Below are 17,354 nucleotides of genomic sequence, written 5' to 3'. Positions count from 1 at the left end.
CTCAAGACATACGATGCATCGCACAGATCTTGTTGCCGGAAGGGTCGCGCAGGTAGGCCAGATACAGCTTCATGCCGCCGCCTTCGCGTACGCCCGGCGGATCTTCGCAGGCCACGCCGCCATTGGCCAGACCGGCCGCGTGCCAGGCATCGGCCTGCTCGGGACTGTCGGCGGTAAAGCCGATGGTGCTGCCATTGCCACAGCAGGCGGGTTGACCATCAATCGGCTTGCTCAGGGCAAAGGTACCGGCCTTGGTGAAATAGAAGCAACGGCCCATGGGATCGACTACGCCGGGCTTGCAGCCGACGACGCCCAGGGTGGCGTCGTAAAAGGCCTTGGAAGCTTCAATGTCATTTGCACCCAGCATGATATGGCTGAACATGTGCGGTCCTTGTAATGGTTGGATTTACTGTATTGCTGCACGCCTAGCCTCGAGCCAAAACACTCGCCGCGTCAATGCTTCTGAAGGAGTATCCATTTGAGTGATGAGGGCCCCTGCGACAAACAGCAGGTTGCTTAGTCAGAGGGTGCTTGTTCGGCGCTGCGTCGGGCGAACAATTCTTCCCCGGTCAGGTTCCCGGTCTGTTCGGCAAAGTGGCAAAAAGCCGGTTTCTGATCAATGAACACCTGGCACGCGCCTGCCTCAGGCAATCAGGTCTTCAATGGGCGTGCCGCCCTGGTACAGCTCATAGATCACGTTCTTGCTTTGCCCGGTGCTCAGCACGCGGGTGATCACGCGTGCCACGTCGGCGCGGGCAATGCTTTGCGCGTCGAGCTGCTCGGGGCGGCGAGTGGTGATCTGGCCGGTGCCGCCGTCGTCGGTCAGCTTGCCGGGGCGCAGGATGGTGTAGGGCAGACGGGAGCGAATCAGGTATTCATCGGCCATGCATTTGGCCACCAGATAGGGCTTGATCGGGGAGTCGATGGCGTCGGGGTTGTCGGCCCCGCGGGAGCTGATCATCACAAAGTGCTTCACGTGGTGTTTGATTGCGTAATCGACCGCCTTGCGCGCCGCCCAAAGGTCAATCAGCAGCGTCTTGTCTGGCCCGGTACCGGCGCCGGAGCCGGCGGTAAAGACCACCCGGTCGCAGCCGCTCACGGCGTGCTCGAAGTCGTCTTCCAGATTGGCCTCAATGAAATCGATGCCCTGCAGATACGCCAGTTTGGCCGGGTCTCGGGCCATCGCCAAGGTGTCGATGTTGGCCTGTTGCAGCAGCGGCAATAGCAGTGAGCCGATCTTTCCGGTACTGCCGATAACCAGTGTCTTGCTCATTTTTGTTACTCCTTGCATGGATACCGTGTTCAGCGTGGGTGAGTATCCATGTGGATTGTCAAAACGTCCTTGAGTTCTTGCTCCTGCGGTCGAAGTTACTGCTCAAAGGTCGAGAGTTCGCGCTCAAGCCGCTCTATGTCCAGTTTCTCTTCCGCTATCTTGCTCTGGTACTTGGCGACTTTCTCGGCATCGGCATCACGCTGCGCTTCTTCCAGGTCGGCCTGGTACTCCTGCATATCTTCGTGCGATTCAGCCAAATCATCCTGGAGATCGGATATGAGACTTTCGTCAGTGCAGTTTGCCTTGGCCTGCGTCAGCGAGCGGCTCAGGCCAGCGGCCTTGTGGCTATTGTCGGCAGCCTGGGCTTGATCCAGCTCATGCTGAATTTCGCAGAATTTGCGTTCGCAGCCTTTCAGGGCGGCGCATTCGGAGGTGGCCAGTGCGGGCGATGAAGTCAGCGCCACTAGCAGGCCAATGGCGGATTTGATCATGGTGATTCACCTGGATTTGAATGAAGGTAGAGGCCGATTACGGGATCTGATACTACTCTAGACTACCTCGAGCAAAGACGTCAGCCGCATCACCGCAGGCCGGGATGGAACCCGGCCGACCCGGGCAGAGGTATCCCCTGGGACGATCGAGTTCCATCTCGATCAACGGCGCTAGCCGTACTCCCACAAGCGGGGGCAGCCTGACCCACTCGGACCGGGCATTTCGCGCTGTCTTTACTGCCACATCGAGCATTCGTTGGTCAGCGGATAGGCGTGATCTTCACCAGCTTGTTGCCCTCGAACTCCAGACTTTGATAGTTACCGGAGATCTGGTAGATCCACTCCTCGATGTTCATTACCCGTACGCGGTCGCCCACCTGCAGGCGGTCGACGTAGCCGATCACCTCGCGCGAAACAGGCTCGCCGCAGGACTGCAGCACCTTGAATTTGAGATCACCCTCGTCCACCAGATTGGACCCGCAGCGCAGGGCGTAGACGTTCATGCTACTCAGCAGGGCGGTCAGGGCAAGGCAGGCAGAAAGCAGAAAACGACGGGACACCAACATGGCAGAGGCCTTAGATGACGGTGGGTGGTGCCTTGATACTCCCACCGGGCGGCGCGGTATTCAAGGCAACCGACACATCCGGCTGTAGCGACGGCCAGGGCGGCCGCCGCAGGTGCACTGGTTTACGCTGAAGCTTCTGCCTCGTAGTTGGCGTAGGAGTGCTTGAGGGTGGCGTGGTTGAGCAGCATCTCGGCCTTGAGCACTTCACCGCTGGCGTCATAGATGCGTGACAGCACCCAGTAGGACTCGGTGCGCTTGCTCTCCGACAGCGCCACCACTTCGCGGCGAATCAGATAGTCCTCACCGACCAACAGCGGGCCGTCGATCATGCGGATTTCCTGATCGGCGAACAGACCGATGACCGGCTGCTTGACCGGGAATTCGGCGTCCTTGCTGGTGTATTCTGCCAGTACGCTGACCATCTCGGTGGGGATGATAGCGCGGCCCCATGGGGTGCTGCTGGCATCAGAGTACCAGTTGGAGTTCTCGGTGATGCCTTCCAGTTTCTGGCTCAGCGAGAAGGGGTATAGGTTGCCCATGTGCTGATCGGCATCCATGCGTACCTTCTCATCGACAGCGCCCTGCATGCCTACGTGCAGGTCAGACAGGATTACCAGTTTCTCTGGCGCGCGCAGCTTGGCCATACGCTCGTACAGCAGACTTTCGCCCGGCGCGGCGCCAATGCTGGCGCTGGCTTCCAACACCGGTGTGCCGTCAGCCTTCTCGGCCCAGCAGCGCACGCGGGTTGCGCCCGGTGCGGGGCGTTCGACAAAGGCACGTACCTGTTCGCCTTCCACCACCATGTTCTGGAAGTGCGACGAGAAGCAGCCGCGCTCGAACCATTCCTGGCCCCAGATTTCGACCAGCATGGGAGCAAACATACTGAAGTGGGTAGGGCCTTCAATCGGGCCGGCACGAAAGCCCAGCTTCTCGGCCATGCTGTCGTCGTGGATCGAGGTGTGACCGCTGTATTCCTGGTCGGCCAGCATCTGTTTCGGCTCGCGTAGCGGGCCGCAGAGGTAAATCGGTGTGTCGAAACTCATGGGCAAATCCTGTCAGTTGAGTAGCAGTTAAGGGTTCAGCTCAGCATGCCGGCCAGACGCTGGCGGATGATGCTATCGGCCTCGTTCATGATGCGCTGCACCAGCTCGGCCACGGTGGGAATGTCGTTGATCAGGCCCGCGACCATGCCGCAGGACCAGGCGCCGGCATCCATGTCACCGGTTTTCATGATCTTCGGATAGACGCCGGCTACTTCGTCCACGATGTCTTCAAACTTCAGGTCAGCGCCCAGGCGGCGCTCTTTTTCCAGCAGGCGCTCAACGGCGTCGTTGACCATCACGCGCTCGGTGTTGCGCAGCGGGCGCATGACCAGGCGGGTGTCCAGCTCGCTGGCCGTTACAATGGCCGCTTTCACATTCTCGTGTACCGGGGCTTCCCGGGTGGCGATGAAACGCGTGCCCATGTTCATGCCCTCGGCGCCCAGTGCCAAAGCGGCCACGAGCGAGCGACCATCGGCCATGCCACCGGAGGCGACAAAGGGAATGCTCAGTTCTTCCGCCGCGCGCGGCAGCAGAATGAAGTTGGGCACATCGTCTTCACCGGGGTGGCCGCCACACTCGAAGCCGTCGACGCTGGCGGCGTCACAGCCAATGGCCTCGGCTTTCAGCGCGTGACGCACGGCGGTGCACTTGTGAATCACCTTGATGCCGTTTTCCTTGAGGATCGGCAGCCACTTGGCCGGGTTGTTACCGGCGGTTTCCACGGCCTTCACCCCACCCTTGATGATGGCCTCGATATAGCCGGGATAGTCAGGCTGCTTTACCGACGGCAGAAAGGTCAGGTTCACGCCAAAGGGTTTGTCGGTCATCTCGCGGCAGCGACGAATCTCGTTCGCCAGGGCTTCCGGATTGGGCTGGGTCAGCGCGGTAATCATGCCCAGGCCGCCAGCGTTGGCCACGGCCGAGGCCAGCTCGGCGTAACCGACGTGGTGCATGCCGCCCTGAATGATCGGGTGCTCGATGCCAAAGAGTTCTGTGATGCGGGTTTTCATGGGTAGCCTCGCCTGGGCGCCCGCGTTGCTCGGGGCGCTGGTTTCTGTGTGCCGAAGTAGTTTGGAGATTGACTGGTCGAGTTTAGGCGGGCTGCGTTATCAGGGGCAAATGCTCGGTGGGCCGTTATTCATGGGCTTTATGTTGGGCGCTGCTGGTGTCGGGCAGCGGCTGCAAGCTGTGCCGGCTCGCGCCCTGGCCAAGGCGACGCAGATGGCTGATGGCCTCGGGCACCGACAGCGCCACGGCGGCTACTCGGTCCGCAGTCAAATACACCAGGGAGCCGGACCAGGGATCTGGCGCACCGGGAACGAACACCACTACGCGGCCATCCGCCAGTCGTTCCACTTCGAAACACAGCTGATCAAAATCGTCAAAACGGACCAGCACGGGTTTGAGCGGCGCTTCATCATCCTCTTCGTGCTTGTAATGGTCAGCAAAGGATTTGATAAAGGCATAGCCTGGCAATACCTGCAGGCCTTCATCCAGCCGATGGTACAGGCGTTTGGCTGGCGGGCTCTTGGCGAGCATGCCGGCGGCGAAGCAGACCAGCACCAGCACCAGCAGCGTCAGCAGGTCGATCATTGCCACGCCAGCGAGGCTATCCATAGGCATCATGCGGCTGATCGGCGCGGTTGCCAGGCGAATCAGTTGCACCGCTTTGCCCAGCACCAGGATGAGAACGATCACCGGAATAAGAAAAATCACTCCGCCGATCAAGGTGGTTTTGATAAAGCGCATGCTCTGACCCCGTATGCCCAATGGTAGAAGTAGCCTTCGCTTAGTGAGCATAGAAGCTTTAGCCGATACTGGCTGACCCTTGTGTCAGACTGCTGACCAGTACGACTGCCGACAAGCCGGAGGTAGCGCGCTATCATGCGCCTACCGAGAACGATCTGAACCATCGCAGAGAGTAAACATGCGCATCATCCAGTACACCGCCGTGCTCGCACTGGCCACACTGTTGTCTGCCTGTGGCGGCCACGATTTTGAAGGCGTCTACGAAACGCGCGCCGGTTCCGACAACGAACTGCTCAACTCCTTTGCCGAGCTGGCCAGCGGCGAAAAACTGGTCATTGGCTCGGATTACATCGAGTCCCAGGGCCAACGCACCCTGTTTGACGACATCTTCGAGCGCGAATCAGCTGGCGAGCGCTATCTGGTATTCAAGACCGGCGCGCAGGAAGAAGTCTGGAAAGTGGTCGATGACAACACCCTGATCAAGGGCAGCGCACTGGTAAACGTCAAACTGGTCCGGTTGCCATAGCTCCGCGGCCGCTGACCAACACTCAAGCGAACCACCAGGCCGGCAGGCAAGACCGTAAATAGCAGCACAAACACGTCCGCAGATTAAGAGAGTCACGATGTCCCAGAGTACGCAGCGCCCCAACATGGTGATCACCGTGTTGTGCGGCACCCTCACGTCGCTGGTGGTGATTGGCTTTGCGCGTCTGGCCTACGGCGTGATTCTGCCGTCCATGCGCAGCGATCTGGAGCTGTCGTATCAGCAGGCCGGCTTGCTCAGTACGGTCGCGGCCCTGTCCTATGTGTGCTTTGTACTGGCCGGTGGGCTGGCAGCTGCGCGTTGGGGCCCCAAGGCCTCCATCCTGTTTGGCATGCTCGTGGTCGCGGTGGGATTTACCGGGTTGACGCTGGCCGCCAATTTTTGGCTGATCGCCGTGCTGATGGCATTGCTGGGCATTGGCGCCGCCTTCGCCTTTGCGCCCATGATTGCCTTGCTGGCTGCCTGGTTTCCGGACCATCGCGGTCTGGTGATTGGCTGCATGAGCAGCGGTGTGGGCATCAGTGTGCTGGTGACGGGTCTGCTGGTGCCACAGCTGTTTGCGGTGTTCGGCGAGCAAGGCTGGCGCGTGAGCTGGGGCGTATTCGCCGGCACCGCCTTTCTCGTCAGCGCCATCATCTTCCTCTGTGTGAAGAACCCGCCGCAGGGCGCTGCCAGCGACCGGGGCCCCATACCGGCTGATGAGAAATGGCTGATCTACCGTAACCCGCGGGTACTCATCGTGGCCGCCACCTACGGCATCATCGGTCTGGGTTACATCGTACAAACCGTGTTCATGGTCAGTTTTATGGTCGAGAGCGGATTCAGCGAGGCCTTGGCCGGGCGCTATGTGGCCATGATGGGGTTGCTCTCGATCTTTGCCGGGCCGCTGTGGGGTTGGGTGTCGGATTTCTGGGGGCGTGGCAACGCGCTGGCGATAGCCCTGTTTCTGGTGATTCTGGGCGTGGGCTTGCCGCTGATGGGCCAAACCCAGGCCTTTTTCTTCTGCCATTACCTGCTGGTTGGCCTGTCGCTCAACGGTGTGTTCTCGATGATCCAGACCAGCGCGACCGATCAGGTGGCCCCGCGCTACATTCCCATCGCCTTCAGTTTTGCCACCTTGTTCTTTGCCGTTGGACAGTTCCTGGGCCCGGCGATTGCCGGCTGGCTGATCGAAACCACCGGAAGTTTTACCGCCGCGTTCAGCTTTACCGTGGTAGTGCTGTCGGTGGGCTTTGGTCTGGCACTGCTGATTCGGCGCTTTCCCAAAGGGTTGGCGGTGGGCGAAACGCGGTGCGTGACGAGCGCTCAGGAGGGAGGAGAAAAATCAGGGTGAGCGCGCGCGCCTTGGCGGCCCCTACTGACGAACCGCGTATTGTCAGTGCTTAACGGTCGCCAAAAAACCGCTCATCCCGAGCAGAACCCCTATAAACACCATCAAAGGCGCGGTGGATAACACCGCGCCGACTGACAGCCAATAGGCGCCGCGTGGCTTGCCAGCTAGCGTGGCATGCAGACAAAGGCCTGCTCCAATCGCGACAAGGATCAGGCCGGCAGGCGTAGCGCTGAGGGTTATCAGCACCACCGCGGCGAGCAACAGCGTGAGAGCAACTGTCCGTATCCACATAGAGCTTACCATCGCTGAGTCAGCGTTGAACCGGGTTGAGTCAACAACTGCCCGCTACTGAATCCAGAATCCCGCGATCTCGCTGTCAGTCAGCGCCATCTGAACGAGAAAATCCGTCTCGATCTGTTTTGGCGTCACCTTCCACACGTGCACCAGGCCGCCTTGTTTACGCAAAATGCCCAGGTGAGTCGCGCTATAGCCGGGGGCCAGACTATCTGCCAGCGCGGTGCTCAAAGCAGCAAACTGCTCTGGCGCGAGGGCTTGTCGGAAGGCTGTGTTGGTGTGTTCGAGAAACAGCGCATAATCGGATGACGAGAGAGCGCTCATCTTTTCCTGAAACAACCGCTCCACCGCGTCGGTGGCGGGTTCTTCTGCCAGCGCCAAGGCGGACAGTGTCATGAACAATAACAGGCTGAGCGCTGCGAACAGTTTCATGGGCGACCTTTGCGATTGAATGGCGTGTCAGTTGAGGGTGGTCAAGAATCTGGTGATAAGGGTAGCCAGCGCAATCAGGCTTATCAAACCCGCCATGCAGACCATGAAGCCGCGCAACGCGGGGGCGGCCTCGTACTCATGAATGGTTTCTGGCGGATAATGCCCCAGCGACAACAGCCGGCAAGGCAACCAGCCCGCATACCAGCCCAGGAGGTGGAAGCAGAACTCCCAGATTAGCCATATAACGGCGCGCAGGCACGCGACCAGCAGACCCAATGCGGTTCTTACTGCACCTGTAAACAATTCATCCATGGTGTTGCTTTCCTTTGCTTTTCTCTCTCTTTCTGGCCTTGCCTTGCCTTGCCTGGCCTGTCGCTCTTGCCAGCTTGCAGCGCTCGGCGCAGCAAAGCTCGTGCAAGGACCTAGGCTGCCGGCGCCGGGCCTTCACCTTCCTCATCGCGCAGCGTGAGCACCTCATAACCGGAGGCCGTAACCGCAATAGTGTGCTCCCACTGGGCGGACAGCTTCTTGTCGCTGGTGACCACCGTCCAGCCATCCTTCTTCAGTTTTACCTTGGCCTTGCCCTGATTGATCATCGGCTCGATGGTGAAAGTCATGCCCTCGCGTAGCACCAGACCCTTGCCCTTCTGGCCGAAGTGCATCACCTCTGGCGCTTCATGCATTTCACGGCCAATGCCATGGCCGCAGTAGTCGCGCACGATGCTGTAACCGTGTTTTTCGGCGTGCCGTTGGATGGCGTTGCCCACGTCGCCCAGTGTGGCGCCGGGACGCACGATCTTGATGCCTTCCCACATGGCCTCGTAGGTTTTTTCGACCAAACGGCGCGCCAGCGGGGTGACCTCACCCAGCAGGTACATCTTGCTGGAGTCGGCAATAAAACCGCCCTTCTCCAGGGTGATGTCCAGGTTGACGATATCGCCGGATTTCAGCAGTTGCGTCGGTGACGGCACGCCGTGGCAGACCACGTGATTGACGGACGAGTTGAGTACGTACTGGTAGTCGTACTGCCCCTTGCTCGCCGGGCGCGCGCCAAGCTGCTGCACTATGTAGCGCTCGGTCAGATCGTTGATCTCCATGGTGGAGATACCGATTCTGACCTGCTCATCGAGGTAGGCAAACACCGAGGCCAGCAGCCGGCCAGCCTCGCGCATCAGCGCCAGCTCGGCATCTGTCTTGAGTATGACCTCAGACATCCGCCACCTGCCGTAAATCGACTTCAGCGTGTTTCATCTGCTCGGCCATCAGCTGCGTGTAAGACAGCCCCGGATTGGCCTCGGCCAGCATGCCCACGCGCATCCAGAATTCAGCCTGCGCGTTGATCGAGCGGACCATGACCGCGCTGGCCTTGCGTACCTCTTCGTGCAGTTCGTCGTTTATTTTTACAATGCCCATTGCGATACCTGGATATATGGAACGTATATGCATCGTATGCTCTGTGGCGCGGGCAAGCAATGGCCGGTGCTCAGTCAAGACCGCTTGAACGGCTGCAGGCTGAGGTGAACCGGTGGCTCAGAGCACAGCCTCAAAGGTTTCCAGCTGCGGGTGCCCCAGATAGATATCGCGGTGGCTACCGGCATTGGCGTGGGCGGCGCGAAAGGCCTCGGAGTGCGTCCAGGCCTCAAAGGCGCTGCGTGATTCCCAGGTGGCGTGGGAGGCAAACAGGGTGTGCTCTTCGGTGGTAGCGCCTTGCAGCAGATTGAAGTTCTTGAAGCCCGGTACCGTCTCCAGCAGGCTTTCGCGGTTCTTCCAGATGTCGATAAAGTCCTGCTCGTGGCCCGGCTTGATCTTGAAACGGTTCATGGCGATGAACATGGTCTGGCTCCTGCGATAGTGGCTGTGAAAAGACAGCAGCCATTATGCGGGCGGGCAGGGTGATCGGGTCAACCGCTGAGAAGCTGTAGCGATGGCGCCGCACAGGGTTGCAATGGTCAATCGCGCTTGGGTGGCGGGAAGCGCACGTCGCAGCCGTTCGCGCCGAGTTGGCGTACTTCGGTTGGCCGGCCTTGCTCATTCAGCTCCACCAAGCCGATGCCGGCTCCATTCCACAAGCGCTCGCCTGCCGAGGCGCGGTCGGGAGAGCGTGGCGTCACGCGCATGCGACGACGCTTGGTCAGCCAGTTCAAGGGTGAAACAGGCGAGTACAGCCAACGGTTGAGACGGTCGAACCAGTCCAGCAGCCGCTGCGGAAACTCGTTCTTCAAGCCGCTGCTGGTGATCTGCCATAGCTGTGGGCCTTGTTTGCGGTCACGGATGGCAATGTCGTAGACAAAGGAGTAATGCACGTCGCCCGAGAGAATCACATAATTGCCAGGTGTGCGCCCGTGGCGAAAAATGTTCAGCAGCACCTTGGCTGCGCCGCGATGCGCCATCCAGTTTTCGGCATCCACCACCAGCGGCTTGCCGGCCAGGGCGAAGAGTTTTTGCACGCCTTCAATCAGCTTGACGCCAAACATCGGCGCCGGTGAAACGATCACCACCGCGGTCTGGTCGATCAGGCGCTGCTGCAGTTCGGTCAGGGCTTCCCAGTCCATCAGGCCGGACGGCCGGAAAGGGCTGCGCTCGCTGCGCCAGCGCCGCGTGCGAGTGTCCAGCACTACCAGTGTGGGGGTGCCCTGAATCTGGTATTCCCAACCGTGGAACTGCAAGAGCTCGTTGATGCAGCTGTCCTGCTCGGCCACGTCGAGCTTGCCGCTACCGGCTGCGTTGTCCAGCAGTGTGGCCAGTCGCTCAAGCGGCTGCGACACCGCCTCCGGATCGTTGCCCCAGCCCTGGCACAGCAGATAGGCGAGCAAGGCGTTGCCGATGATCTGGCGCGAGAACGGGTGGCCGTAGGCGGTGCGCTCCCAGGCGGCGGTAAGATTCCAGTCGTCGGTTACGTCGTGGTCATCAAAAATCATCAGCGTCGGCTGATGCGCCAAAAGGCGCGCCACTTGCGGCAGACCGGCGACAAAAGCAGTGATCTGTTCCTGTTCCGCGTCATAGCGCTCGCGGTCGGCGTCGCTCAAGCCGTCTGGCCGGCTCGGGGCGATCAAGCTCCAGGGTGTCGGCGACCAGACCAGCAGATAGGTCGCCAGCATCTCCGCCAGCGTGATCAGATGGTTTTGCGCATTGGCCGAGGTAAACACCGGCTTGCGTACCCCACCAAAAAAGCGGTCGCGCACCGCCATATTGGCGGGCACGTCCGGCAGCAGTTCTTCGCGGCGATAGTAGGTCGCTTCTGCCTGGTAAAGCGCCTGGCTATCGGCCACGGTCGCGCCTTCCAGCGCTTCGTCGAACAGCCCGAGCCGTTCAATCAAGGCGTGACTGGCCACCAGCATGGGGCCGGATACATCATCGACATAGACCTGATCGCCGGTCATCAGTAGCCAGGCCGGGCGCTGCGAGGGTTCGTTGCGGCGTTCGGCCAGCCAGGTGTCGGTGCGCACCAGCGCATCCTCGCTGGCAAAGTGCGGTTTGCGGCAGGAGCCGTGCAGCAGGCGGCGGTTGTTGGCGGCGATCATCAGCGAAGGCAGCTCGCCTTCGTGGCACAGGTGCGGCGCCGCCTGCTGCAGACCGGTCTCGCCGGCCTTGGCTTGCCAGCGCAGGTCATAGTAGATCAGGGTGTCCTGCGGCAAGGCCGACGCGGGACGCACCGTGAGCAGGTGAACAAAGGCATGGCGCCCTATCGGTACCACCTGAGCATCGCCCAACTGCAGCCGCTGCTCTTCGCCGTCGGCCATCTGCAATGTGGCAGTCAGCTCCAGCGGGCGCGAGGCTACCAGCCAGAGCAGAATCTGCTCGGGTGCCACGCGGCGGACCAACGGCCCCACCAGCAAATCGGGGAGGTCTGGGGAACTGCTCATGATGTCTCGGGCTCGGTCACCTGGGTTCTCGTGCTGATTGTTGATAAGGGGGTTAACGGCATATTGGAGACGCCAACCAGCCAATGGTTCAGCGCAGCCGAGTGGGCACCTGAATAATGATCTTCGGACCGTACCGGGTCGAGATTACCTGGTCATGGGTAAATTTGTGTCTGGGTGTGCCCCTGGTTGGTCGTCCTGTTATGGCTCGCTGCGCGCACGTTCCGATGCCAGCATTGCGTCGATGGCATGGTCTCACCTCAACCAGCTTACTCTCCCCGCGCAAGGCTGCTCTCTAGGCCGGTGGCGCAGCGCGGACAGAGGCAAGCCCTGTTGATCTGCTCGACGGGTAAGCTTGCCAGGGCTGCCTTGCTCACGGTGGCGCTGAAGCACCAGCAGGGTGCGGCGGGTTCAGTGGCGGCTGCGAGGGCGCACTGATTGGTTCCGCCGCACAGCGGGCAAAGCTCAGTCTGGGTTGGCTTCATCTTTATTTCCTCTGTGTGGCGAGGTAGTGGGGAAGGGGTTTGCAGGCCGGTGTGCGCTGTTTTGCCGGGTGGCGCTGAAAACACTGTTACCTGATATGTGCTAGGGTGCCCGCCCTGGCATACGAGTTACCAAGCATTTTTATCCCGCTTGACCAGTTCGAGCGCCTTCTTCTGGCGTTTCTCGAGATCTCGCGTTTTATCGGCGGCCTGCCCGCCCTCGGCCTTCTGTTTCACCCACAGATGCAGCCTTCATCACTGCGCTTTCGGTATACCGACATTTGTGCGCATCACCATAGAGCTTGAGGGTTGGACCGCTACCGGTTCAGCCGCGCTCTTTTCCGCGTTTCATCTTCGTTAGGCCAGCTCTGGTCCAGCGAACGATACATCGCCTGAATATAGGAGTCATTATGACTTTTAGAGTTGCCATCCTCGGTGCCGGCCCAAGCGGCCTGGCCCAACTACGTGCCTTTGAAGCAGCCCGCCGCGACGGTGCTGATATTCCCGAGATCGTTTGCTATGAAAAGCAGAGCGATTGGGGCGGCATGTGGAACTACACCTGGCGCACCGGCCTGGATGCATACGGTGAGCCAGTGCACGGCAGCATGTATCGCTATCTCTGGTCCAACGGCCCCAAGGAGTGCCTGGAGTTTGCCGATTACAGCTTTGAAGAGCATTTCGGCCGGCCGATCCCGTCTTACCCGCCGCGCGCGGTGCTGCGCGATTACATCATGGGCCGCGTGGCCAAGAGCAACATGCGCCAGTGCATCCGCTTCAATACGGCGGTGCATTGGGTGGCGCATGACCAGAGCACCGGCAAGTTTGCGGTGACCGTGCGTGATCTCAAGCAGGACGAGATGAGCACAGAGGAGTTCGATCATGTGATCGTCGCAACCGGCCACTTCTCAACGCCCAACGCCCCTTACTTTGAAGGGCTGGAGCAGTTCCCGGGGCGTGTGCTGCACGCGCATGATTTCCGCGATGCCTGCGAGTTCAAAGGTAAGGACCTGCTGCTGATTGGTAGCAGTTACTCGGCAGAAGACATCGGTACCCAGTGCCACAAGTACGGTGCCAAGTCGGTTACCTTCAGCTATCGCTCCAAGGCGATGGGCTTTGATTGGCCGGAGTCCTTTGCCGAGGTTCCGCTATTGACGGGTGTGACCGGCAAGACCGCGCATTTCAAGGATGGCACCAGCAAGGACGTTGACGCGATCATCCTCTGTACCGGCTATCAGCATCACTTTCCCTTCCTGCCCAACGAGCTGACGCTGACCACGCACAACCGTCTTTATCCAGAAGGTTTGTACAAAGGCATTGTTTCGCTGGCCAATCCCAAGCTGTTCTTCCTGGGTATGCAGGATCAGTACTACACCTTCAATATGTTTGATGCGCAGGCATGGTATGCCCGCGACATCATGCTGGGACGCATCACGCTGCCCGCTGCCGAGGTGATGAAGGCCGACACCCAGCAATGGGTCGCCCGTGAAGAGCAGGTGACGGATCCCTTTGAGGCGATCGACTTTCAGGCCGCTTACATAATCGACCTGCTGGAGCCGACCGACTACCCGGCCTTTGATGTGACCGGCGTAGCGGATATCTTCAAGGAGTGGGAGCACCACAAGGAAGCGGACATCCTCGGCTACCGTAACAAGAGCTACCGCTCGACCCTGACCGGCACCCTGGCGCCTGTGCACCACACGCCCTGGATGGATGCGATGGACGATTCGCTGGAGGCCTTTCTGGCCAAAGAGACGGCCCAGCCAGCCAAGGAACCGGCATGAGTCAGCCGAGCCTGAGTCAGGCGCGGTCACGTTTCACCGCCAGTAGCATTCGGTGGGGCTTTATGTGGGCCCTGTGGTGCGCGGTCCTCTGGGGCGCCTGGTATATACCGGGTTCAGCGGTCTGGTTTGAAGCGCCCTATGTTGATTTGAGCTACGACACCAACGCCGAGTTTCTCCTGGCGGCCGCCGTGCTCACGACCTTCAATGCCATCGGCGTGTTGTTCTTTCTGTTTGTCTGGAACGGCGTGTTAGGCAAGTTGGGCGAGTACGTGCGCACCCTCAGGCAGATGCGCTACATCTCCAAGTGGTTCTTCATCGGCGCTATTTTTGGCGGCCCGATGGCGATCTTTGGCTCGTATCTGGCGATTGGTTACATCGGCGGGGCTTTCGCCGCTATCTCGGCGCTGATGTATCCCATTGTTGGCGCTACCCTGGCTCGGCTCTGGTATCAGGAGAAGATCACCCGGCGCGCAGCCGTGGGCATCTTTATCATCCTGGCCGGTGGCATAACCGTGTATGCGCCCGGCATCATTGCTGAATTCAACGGCACCGGTGACGCCGGCTGGCTGGGTTATCTTGGCGGCGCCATGGCGGCGATTGGCTGGGGCGTTGAAGGCGCCATTGCCGGTCGTGGGCTGGATGTGGCTGACCCGGATGTGGGTATTACGGTGCGCTTTACCGCTGAGGTGCTCTACTGGGTGCTGCTGATCCTGCCGGCCATCTGGCTCTTTACCGATCAACCGGTAGTTGAGCTGGTGGTGGCCACGTTCAATTGGGCCGCTATGGGCTGGCTTAGCCTTGCGGGTGTCACCTTCGCCTTCTGCTATGTCTCCTGGTACAAGTCGTTCCCGTTGATTGGCGTGGGCCGTGGGCAGGCGATTGCGGCTTTGTATGGTCTCTTTGCGGTGATCTTTCTCGCGGCCTTTACGCTCAAATTCCCGGAGTGGAACTTCCTCGCTGGTCTGGTGCTGTTTGTGGGCGGTGGCTTTGTGATGTTTACCGAGAGTGACGACGTGCTGGAAGTGGTACGGGCCGTATCGACCGACAGCGAGAAAGCGAACGCTACCGCGAAGGCGGCCAACCTGTGAGCATTAGAGCAAACCATGAATAGATTGCACATGAAGGGCCGTATTCTGCAACTGATCCATGAACAACAGCATCACGGTATCTGGGACTGGCAAGTGACCGATGCGCTGATGGCCGAGTACGGGCTCAGCGGCGCCTATTGGCGCGGCAACACCCGCGTCACCCTGACCGACCTGTTCTCCAGCGGCATCATCGAAAGCGTTGAAGAGACGCTGGATGACCAGGCCTACTTTGGCGCTGGCCGCGTGTTATTCAAGTTTCGCGTCAATGCTTTTGGTCGACAACGCATGCTGGATACCGCACTGGTTTAACAACCGCTGCGACTCATGCCTTTTATTGAGGAGATACCATGTCTGATTTCTGGGGTTTCCCCGGCGCGGATATTCTCGCGGTCGCGGTGATCATCGTGCTCAGTAGCCTGGCGCTGTACCAGGCGCGTACCTTTGTAACCAAGATCTAAGTGTTGCATGCCCGCCGCCTAACTTGGCGGCAGGCATTTTTGCATCTCTGCCGTTGAAATAATATCCCACCGAATCGCAAACTTGACGCTCGCGGGCGCAGATCAGCAACCGCTTCAGTGTCAGGGCTTAAGCTCAGTCCAGCTTGCGCCGGTATCCGTCAAAGTCGATTTGCGGTTCACGAAATCGTTGTAATTCCAGTCTCCGTTCCAATTTTCCAACACGTATTTCACACGCGGTGAAAAGAAGAAATACAGACACATTATGCTTGTCGGTATCAGGAAAATCAGGCTCAAGGCAGCGTCTTCAGCAAAGTAGAGCAGGTCAATCACCGCACCGATAATGCCTAGCGCAACCTGCCCGAGTAGCGCGTACCGGAGCAACATGGTGTTGCGTTTGTTGCGTTGACTGGCAAAGAGCAGACGCACGGCAAAGATGGAAACCACAAGCGAAGCGAGAAGCCCGGGTATAGCGCTGAAAAATGAGAGCCAGTAGGTTTGCAAGTCGTACCATAGCGAGGGTTGGAAATACTCTCCAATGACCGGGTAGACCAGCATTGCGGTGATGACTGGTCCGAGTATCAGCCCGATATAGAAATAGAAGAGCCACCCGCCTATCGCCATTTTCCGGGTGCTGTATACGATCAGCGCGACCAGAATGAGTGGCATCAGTCCGGTCGTCGCACCTCTGAGAGGTTCCTGTTGCTGGGCTATCGCGAGGGCAGGCGTCATGGTGACGGCGGCCAGGATCATACTCGTTGTCATTGTTATATCCCTTTCGTGGCTATCCGTTAACAGCATCAACGGGCGCGCTCTGCCCGTTGATGGCTGTGTGCATCAGTTGGTCAGCAGGCCGTCGTTCTTCATACGCGCTACCAGGTTGCGGTAGGTATTCTGGTAAACATCCTGCTCCACCGTCAGCGGGTTGCCGGTAAAGGGCATGGCCAGCAGCATGGGCAGCCAGATGACCATGGTGGCAGAGTCGGCGACATCATATTTGTGCTCCTTCTCGCCTTCTATCGCGGTAGCCTTGAGGTGCACGCGCAGGGCGGCCCAGGAAGGAATAACGCCAAAGGTGAAACCGGAGATCATCGCCGGGATGGCCACGCCGGGCGTGCTTTCATCCACAGACACGCCATCGATCACAAGGTCTGCCTGGTCGGCGGTGTCGACAATGTCGCAGCAACCGGAGGTACGAAGGGCAGCATCAAAGTGCCTCTTGTGCATGGCGTTGCCTTCGCGGCCGCGCCAGCTGCTGTATACCTTTACGCGCTGTTCGTTCTGTACGGCATAGCTATCGCGATCCAGCGTTGGCAGGTCGTTGGCTTTGAAGGCGGCGCAGCCGGAGGTCATCAGGGTGGCGGCGATGACGAGCATTCCTAGTCTTTTCATTTTTTGTGTTCTTCTTGGTTTTTATAGTGGGCACAGGGCCGCGCCAAGCAGGAGGGCGCCGGACACTGCGACTATGACAAGTATGGTTAGCATTGGAGCGCTCTCTTCTTGTTGTGGCCAAGTGCAGCGTTAGACGCCTATTTGCGCGGTGCGTTCGGGAGAGCGGAGCAGCTTGCTTGCCCGGTGCGACATTATGAGCTGTCTGGCCTGGCACACAGGCAACACCGGGGTTAGATATCCTGCGAGTAAAATCGGATGAACGAATGGTTGAAACTTCTGCTCAGCAGTATCTTGAGCGAAACGCAGAATGCGCCGATGACGATCAGCGTGTTGCCGACCAGCAAGGGCAGCCAGGTGAAACCGAGCGTCAACATCAGCGCCAGGTTCACGCACAGATTGAACAACAGCAAGGGCAAGATGCCAATCGCGACACTCAGGAGCACCAGTCGCCAGGCTAGCGACCAGCAAAAGGCAAAGTCAGGTTCTGTCTGAAATGTGTTCGCTTCCTCTTCCTTGAAGGGCATGCCATATCCTTTTTTTATAACCCTGGCCAATGCTCCGTGCGTTGGGC

Annotated in this window: 23 protein-coding genes; 5 read left to right on the top strand and 18 right to left on the bottom strand. The window is 59.5% G+C overall.

Annotated features, from left to right (window positions below; genetic code table 11):
- Position 1: 1 nt before the first annotated feature.
- From V7756_RS10785 to V7756_RS10755, 7 genes are all read right to left on the bottom strand, one after another.
- Positions 2-382, bottom strand: a complete 381-nt coding sequence (locus V7756_RS10785) for a VOC family protein (protein ID WP_335610176.1) — start codon at positions 380-382, stop codon at positions 2-4.
- A 261-nt stretch (positions 383-643) separates the two neighbouring features.
- Positions 644-1,273, bottom strand: a complete 630-nt coding sequence (locus V7756_RS10780; RefSeq protein ID WP_335610175.1) for an SDR family oxidoreductase — start codon at positions 1,271-1,273, stop codon at positions 644-646.
- Between the two features lie 95 nt (positions 1,274-1,368).
- Entirely contained in the window at positions 1,369-1,764 is a 396-nt protein-coding gene (locus tag V7756_RS10775; protein WP_335610174.1) for a DUF1090 domain-containing protein, read from the bottom strand.
- Between the two features lie 260 nt (positions 1,765-2,024).
- On the bottom strand, positions 2,025-2,330 hold the full coding sequence (locus V7756_RS10770; protein ID WP_335610173.1) for a DUF2845 domain-containing protein: 306 nt from the start codon (positions 2,328-2,330) through the stop codon (positions 2,025-2,027).
- 122 nt (positions 2,331-2,452) lie between these two features.
- Positions 2,453-3,373, bottom strand: a complete 921-nt coding sequence (locus tag V7756_RS10765) for a hypothetical protein (protein ID WP_335610172.1) — start codon at positions 3,371-3,373, stop codon at positions 2,453-2,455.
- 35 nt (positions 3,374-3,408) lie between these two features.
- Positions 3,409-4,383: an NAD(P)H-dependent flavin oxidoreductase gene (locus V7756_RS10760; RefSeq protein ID WP_335610171.1), complete on the bottom strand. Its 975-nt coding sequence runs from the start codon at positions 4,381-4,383 to the stop codon at positions 3,409-3,411.
- 124 nt (positions 4,384-4,507) lie between these two features.
- On the bottom strand, positions 4,508-5,122 hold the full coding sequence (locus V7756_RS10755; RefSeq protein WP_335610170.1) for a DUF502 domain-containing protein: 615 nt from the start codon (positions 5,120-5,122) through the stop codon (positions 4,508-4,510).
- A gap of 178 nt (positions 5,123-5,300) precedes the next feature.
- Here V7756_RS10755 and V7756_RS10750 point away from each other — a divergent pair, with 178 nt between their 5' ends.
- A complete protein-coding gene (locus V7756_RS10750; RefSeq protein WP_335610169.1) occupies positions 5,301-5,648 on the top strand; it encodes a hypothetical protein in 348 nt (115 codons plus the stop codon).
- Positions 5,649-5,745: 97 nt separating this feature from the next.
- Positions 5,746-6,999: an MFS transporter gene (locus tag V7756_RS10745; protein WP_335610168.1), complete on the top strand. Its 1,254-nt coding sequence runs from the start codon at positions 5,746-5,748 to the stop codon at positions 6,997-6,999.
- A gap of 42 nt (positions 7,000-7,041) precedes the next feature.
- Here V7756_RS10745 and V7756_RS10740 read toward each other — a convergent pair whose 3' ends face one another.
- The 8 genes from V7756_RS10740 to V7756_RS10705 all read right to left on the bottom strand — a co-directional run bounded on the left by V7756_RS10740 (position 7,042) and on the right by V7756_RS10705 (position 12,070).
- Complete coding sequence (locus V7756_RS10740; protein WP_335610167.1) at positions 7,042-7,290, bottom strand: hypothetical protein; 249 nt, start codon at positions 7,288-7,290, stop codon at positions 7,042-7,044.
- A gap of 54 nt (positions 7,291-7,344) precedes the next feature.
- Complete coding sequence (locus tag V7756_RS10735; protein ID WP_335610166.1) at positions 7,345-7,725, bottom strand: hypothetical protein; 381 nt, start codon at positions 7,723-7,725, stop codon at positions 7,345-7,347.
- 27 nt (positions 7,726-7,752) lie between these two features.
- The gene (locus V7756_RS10730) at positions 7,753-8,037 is read right to left on the bottom strand and encodes a hypothetical protein (RefSeq protein WP_335610165.1); all 285 of its coding nucleotides are present in this window, start codon (positions 8,035-8,037) and stop codon (positions 7,753-7,755) included.
- Positions 8,038-8,147: 110 nt separating this feature from the next.
- On the bottom strand, positions 8,148-8,939 hold the full coding sequence (map, locus tag V7756_RS10725; RefSeq protein ID WP_335610164.1) for a type I methionyl aminopeptidase: 792 nt from the start codon (positions 8,937-8,939) through the stop codon (positions 8,148-8,150).
- On the bottom strand, positions 8,932-9,138 hold the full coding sequence (locus V7756_RS10720) for a ParD-like family protein (RefSeq protein ID WP_335610163.1): 207 nt from the start codon (positions 9,136-9,138) through the stop codon (positions 8,932-8,934). The genes map and V7756_RS10720 overlap by 8 nt, the downstream gene beginning before the upstream one ends.
- Positions 9,139-9,255: 117 nt before the next feature.
- Positions 9,256-9,558 (bottom strand): antibiotic biosynthesis monooxygenase family protein, encoded by a 303-nt coding sequence (locus tag V7756_RS10715; protein ID WP_335610162.1) that lies wholly within the window; start codon positions 9,556-9,558, stop codon positions 9,256-9,258.
- A gap of 116 nt (positions 9,559-9,674) precedes the next feature.
- Entirely contained in the window at positions 9,675-11,588 is a 1,914-nt protein-coding gene (locus tag V7756_RS10710) for an alkaline phosphatase family protein (protein WP_335610161.1), read from the bottom strand.
- A 266-nt stretch (positions 11,589-11,854) separates the two neighbouring features.
- Positions 11,855-12,070, bottom strand: a complete 216-nt coding sequence (locus V7756_RS10705) for a cysteine-rich CWC family protein (protein ID WP_335610160.1) — start codon at positions 12,068-12,070, stop codon at positions 11,855-11,857.
- A 407-nt stretch (positions 12,071-12,477) separates the two neighbouring features.
- Between V7756_RS10705 and V7756_RS10700 the strand changes: the two genes are divergently transcribed.
- The 3 genes from V7756_RS10700 to V7756_RS10690 are packed head-to-tail and all read left to right on the top strand — an operon-like array spanning position 12,478 to position 15,245.
- Positions 12,478-13,848, top strand: a complete 1,371-nt coding sequence (locus V7756_RS10700; RefSeq protein WP_335610159.1) for an NAD(P)/FAD-dependent oxidoreductase — start codon at positions 12,478-12,480, stop codon at positions 13,846-13,848.
- A complete protein-coding gene (locus V7756_RS10695) occupies positions 13,845-14,936 on the top strand; it encodes a DMT family transporter (RefSeq protein WP_335610158.1) in 1,092 nt (363 codons plus the stop codon). The genes V7756_RS10700 and V7756_RS10695 overlap by 4 nt, the downstream gene beginning before the upstream one ends.
- A gap of 15 nt (positions 14,937-14,951) precedes the next feature.
- Positions 14,952-15,245, top strand: coding sequence for a hypothetical protein (locus tag V7756_RS10690; RefSeq protein WP_335610157.1), 294 nt, complete (start codon positions 14,952-14,954; stop codon positions 15,243-15,245).
- A gap of 269 nt (positions 15,246-15,514) precedes the next feature.
- Here the strand turns inward: V7756_RS10690 and V7756_RS10685 are convergent, their stop codons facing one another.
- The 3 genes from V7756_RS10685 to V7756_RS10675 form a co-directional block, all read right to left on the bottom strand.
- Positions 15,515-16,156 (bottom strand): DUF2569 family protein, encoded by a 642-nt coding sequence (locus V7756_RS10685; protein ID WP_335610156.1) that lies wholly within the window; start codon positions 16,154-16,156, stop codon positions 15,515-15,517.
- Between the two features lie 72 nt (positions 16,157-16,228).
- Entirely contained in the window at positions 16,229-16,783 is a 555-nt protein-coding gene (locus tag V7756_RS10680) for a hypothetical protein (protein ID WP_335610155.1), read from the bottom strand.
- Between the two features lie 230 nt (positions 16,784-17,013).
- Positions 17,014-17,307 (bottom strand): hypothetical protein, encoded by a 294-nt coding sequence (locus V7756_RS10675; RefSeq protein WP_335610154.1) that lies wholly within the window; start codon positions 17,305-17,307, stop codon positions 17,014-17,016.
- Positions 17,308-17,354: the final 47 nt, after the last annotated feature.

It is taken from the genome of Halopseudomonas sp., from assembly GCF_036961105.1.
In the GTDB taxonomy this organism is placed as follows: Bacteria; Pseudomonadota; Gammaproteobacteria; order Pseudomonadales; family Pseudomonadaceae; genus Halopseudomonas.
This window is presented reverse-complemented; position numbering and strand designations above follow the sequence as displayed.

Coding starts and splice junctions, on each gene's coding strand:
- V7756_RS10785 (WP_335610176.1), bottom strand. CDS start 382: ATGTTCAGCCATATCATGCTGGGTGCAAATGACATTGAAGCTTCCAAG.
- V7756_RS10780 (WP_335610175.1), bottom strand. CDS start 1,273: ATGAGCAAGACACTGGTTATCGGCAGTACCGGAAAGATCGGCTCACTG.
- V7756_RS10775 (WP_335610174.1), bottom strand. CDS start 1,764: ATGATCAAATCCGCCATTGGCCTGCTAGTGGCGCTGACTTCATCGCCC.
- V7756_RS10770 (WP_335610173.1), bottom strand. CDS start 2,330: ATGTTGGTGTCCCGTCGTTTTCTGCTTTCTGCCTGCCTTGCCCTGACC.
- V7756_RS10765 (WP_335610172.1), bottom strand. CDS start 3,373: ATGAGTTTCGACACACCGATTTACCTCTGCGGCCCGCTACGCGAGCCG.
- V7756_RS10760 (WP_335610171.1), bottom strand. CDS start 4,383: ATGAAAACCCGCATCACAGAACTCTTTGGCATCGAGCACCCGATCATT.
- V7756_RS10755 (WP_335610170.1), bottom strand. CDS start 5,122: ATGCGCTTTATCAAAACCACCTTGATCGGCGGAGTGATTTTTCTTATT.
- V7756_RS10750 (WP_335610169.1), top strand. CDS start 5,301: ATGCGCATCATCCAGTACACCGCCGTGCTCGCACTGGCCACACTGTTG.
- V7756_RS10745 (WP_335610168.1), top strand. CDS start 5,746: ATGTCCCAGAGTACGCAGCGCCCCAACATGGTGATCACCGTGTTGTGC.
- V7756_RS10740 (WP_335610167.1), bottom strand. CDS start 7,290: ATGTGGATACGGACAGTTGCTCTCACGCTGTTGCTCGCCGCGGTGGTG.
- V7756_RS10735 (WP_335610166.1), bottom strand. CDS start 7,725: ATGAAACTGTTCGCAGCGCTCAGCCTGTTATTGTTCATGACACTGTCC.
- V7756_RS10730 (WP_335610165.1), bottom strand. CDS start 8,037: ATGGATGAATTGTTTACAGGTGCAGTAAGAACCGCATTGGGTCTGCTG.
- map (WP_335610164.1), bottom strand. CDS start 8,939: ATGTCTGAGGTCATACTCAAGACAGATGCCGAGCTGGCGCTGATGCGC.
- V7756_RS10720 (WP_335610163.1), bottom strand. CDS start 9,138: ATGGGCATTGTAAAAATAAACGACGAACTGCACGAAGAGGTACGCAAG.
- V7756_RS10715 (WP_335610162.1), bottom strand. CDS start 9,558: ATGTTCATCGCCATGAACCGTTTCAAGATCAAGCCGGGCCACGAGCAG.
- V7756_RS10710 (WP_335610161.1), bottom strand. CDS start 11,588: ATGAGCAGTTCCCCAGACCTCCCCGATTTGCTGGTGGGGCCGTTGGTC.
- V7756_RS10705 (WP_335610160.1), bottom strand. CDS start 12,070: ATGAAGCCAACCCAGACTGAGCTTTGCCCGCTGTGCGGCGGAACCAAT.
- V7756_RS10700 (WP_335610159.1), top strand. CDS start 12,478: ATGACTTTTAGAGTTGCCATCCTCGGTGCCGGCCCAAGCGGCCTGGCC.
- V7756_RS10695 (WP_335610158.1), top strand. CDS start 13,845: ATGAGTCAGCCGAGCCTGAGTCAGGCGCGGTCACGTTTCACCGCCAGT.
- V7756_RS10690 (WP_335610157.1), top strand. CDS start 14,952: ATGAATAGATTGCACATGAAGGGCCGTATTCTGCAACTGATCCATGAA.
- V7756_RS10685 (WP_335610156.1), bottom strand. CDS start 16,156: ATGACAACGAGTATGATCCTGGCCGCCGTCACCATGACGCCTGCCCTC.
- V7756_RS10680 (WP_335610155.1), bottom strand. CDS start 16,783: ATGAAAAGACTAGGAATGCTCGTCATCGCCGCCACCCTGATGACCTCC.
- V7756_RS10675 (WP_335610154.1), bottom strand. CDS start 17,307: ATGCCCTTCAAGGAAGAGGAAGCGAACACATTTCAGACAGAACCTGAC.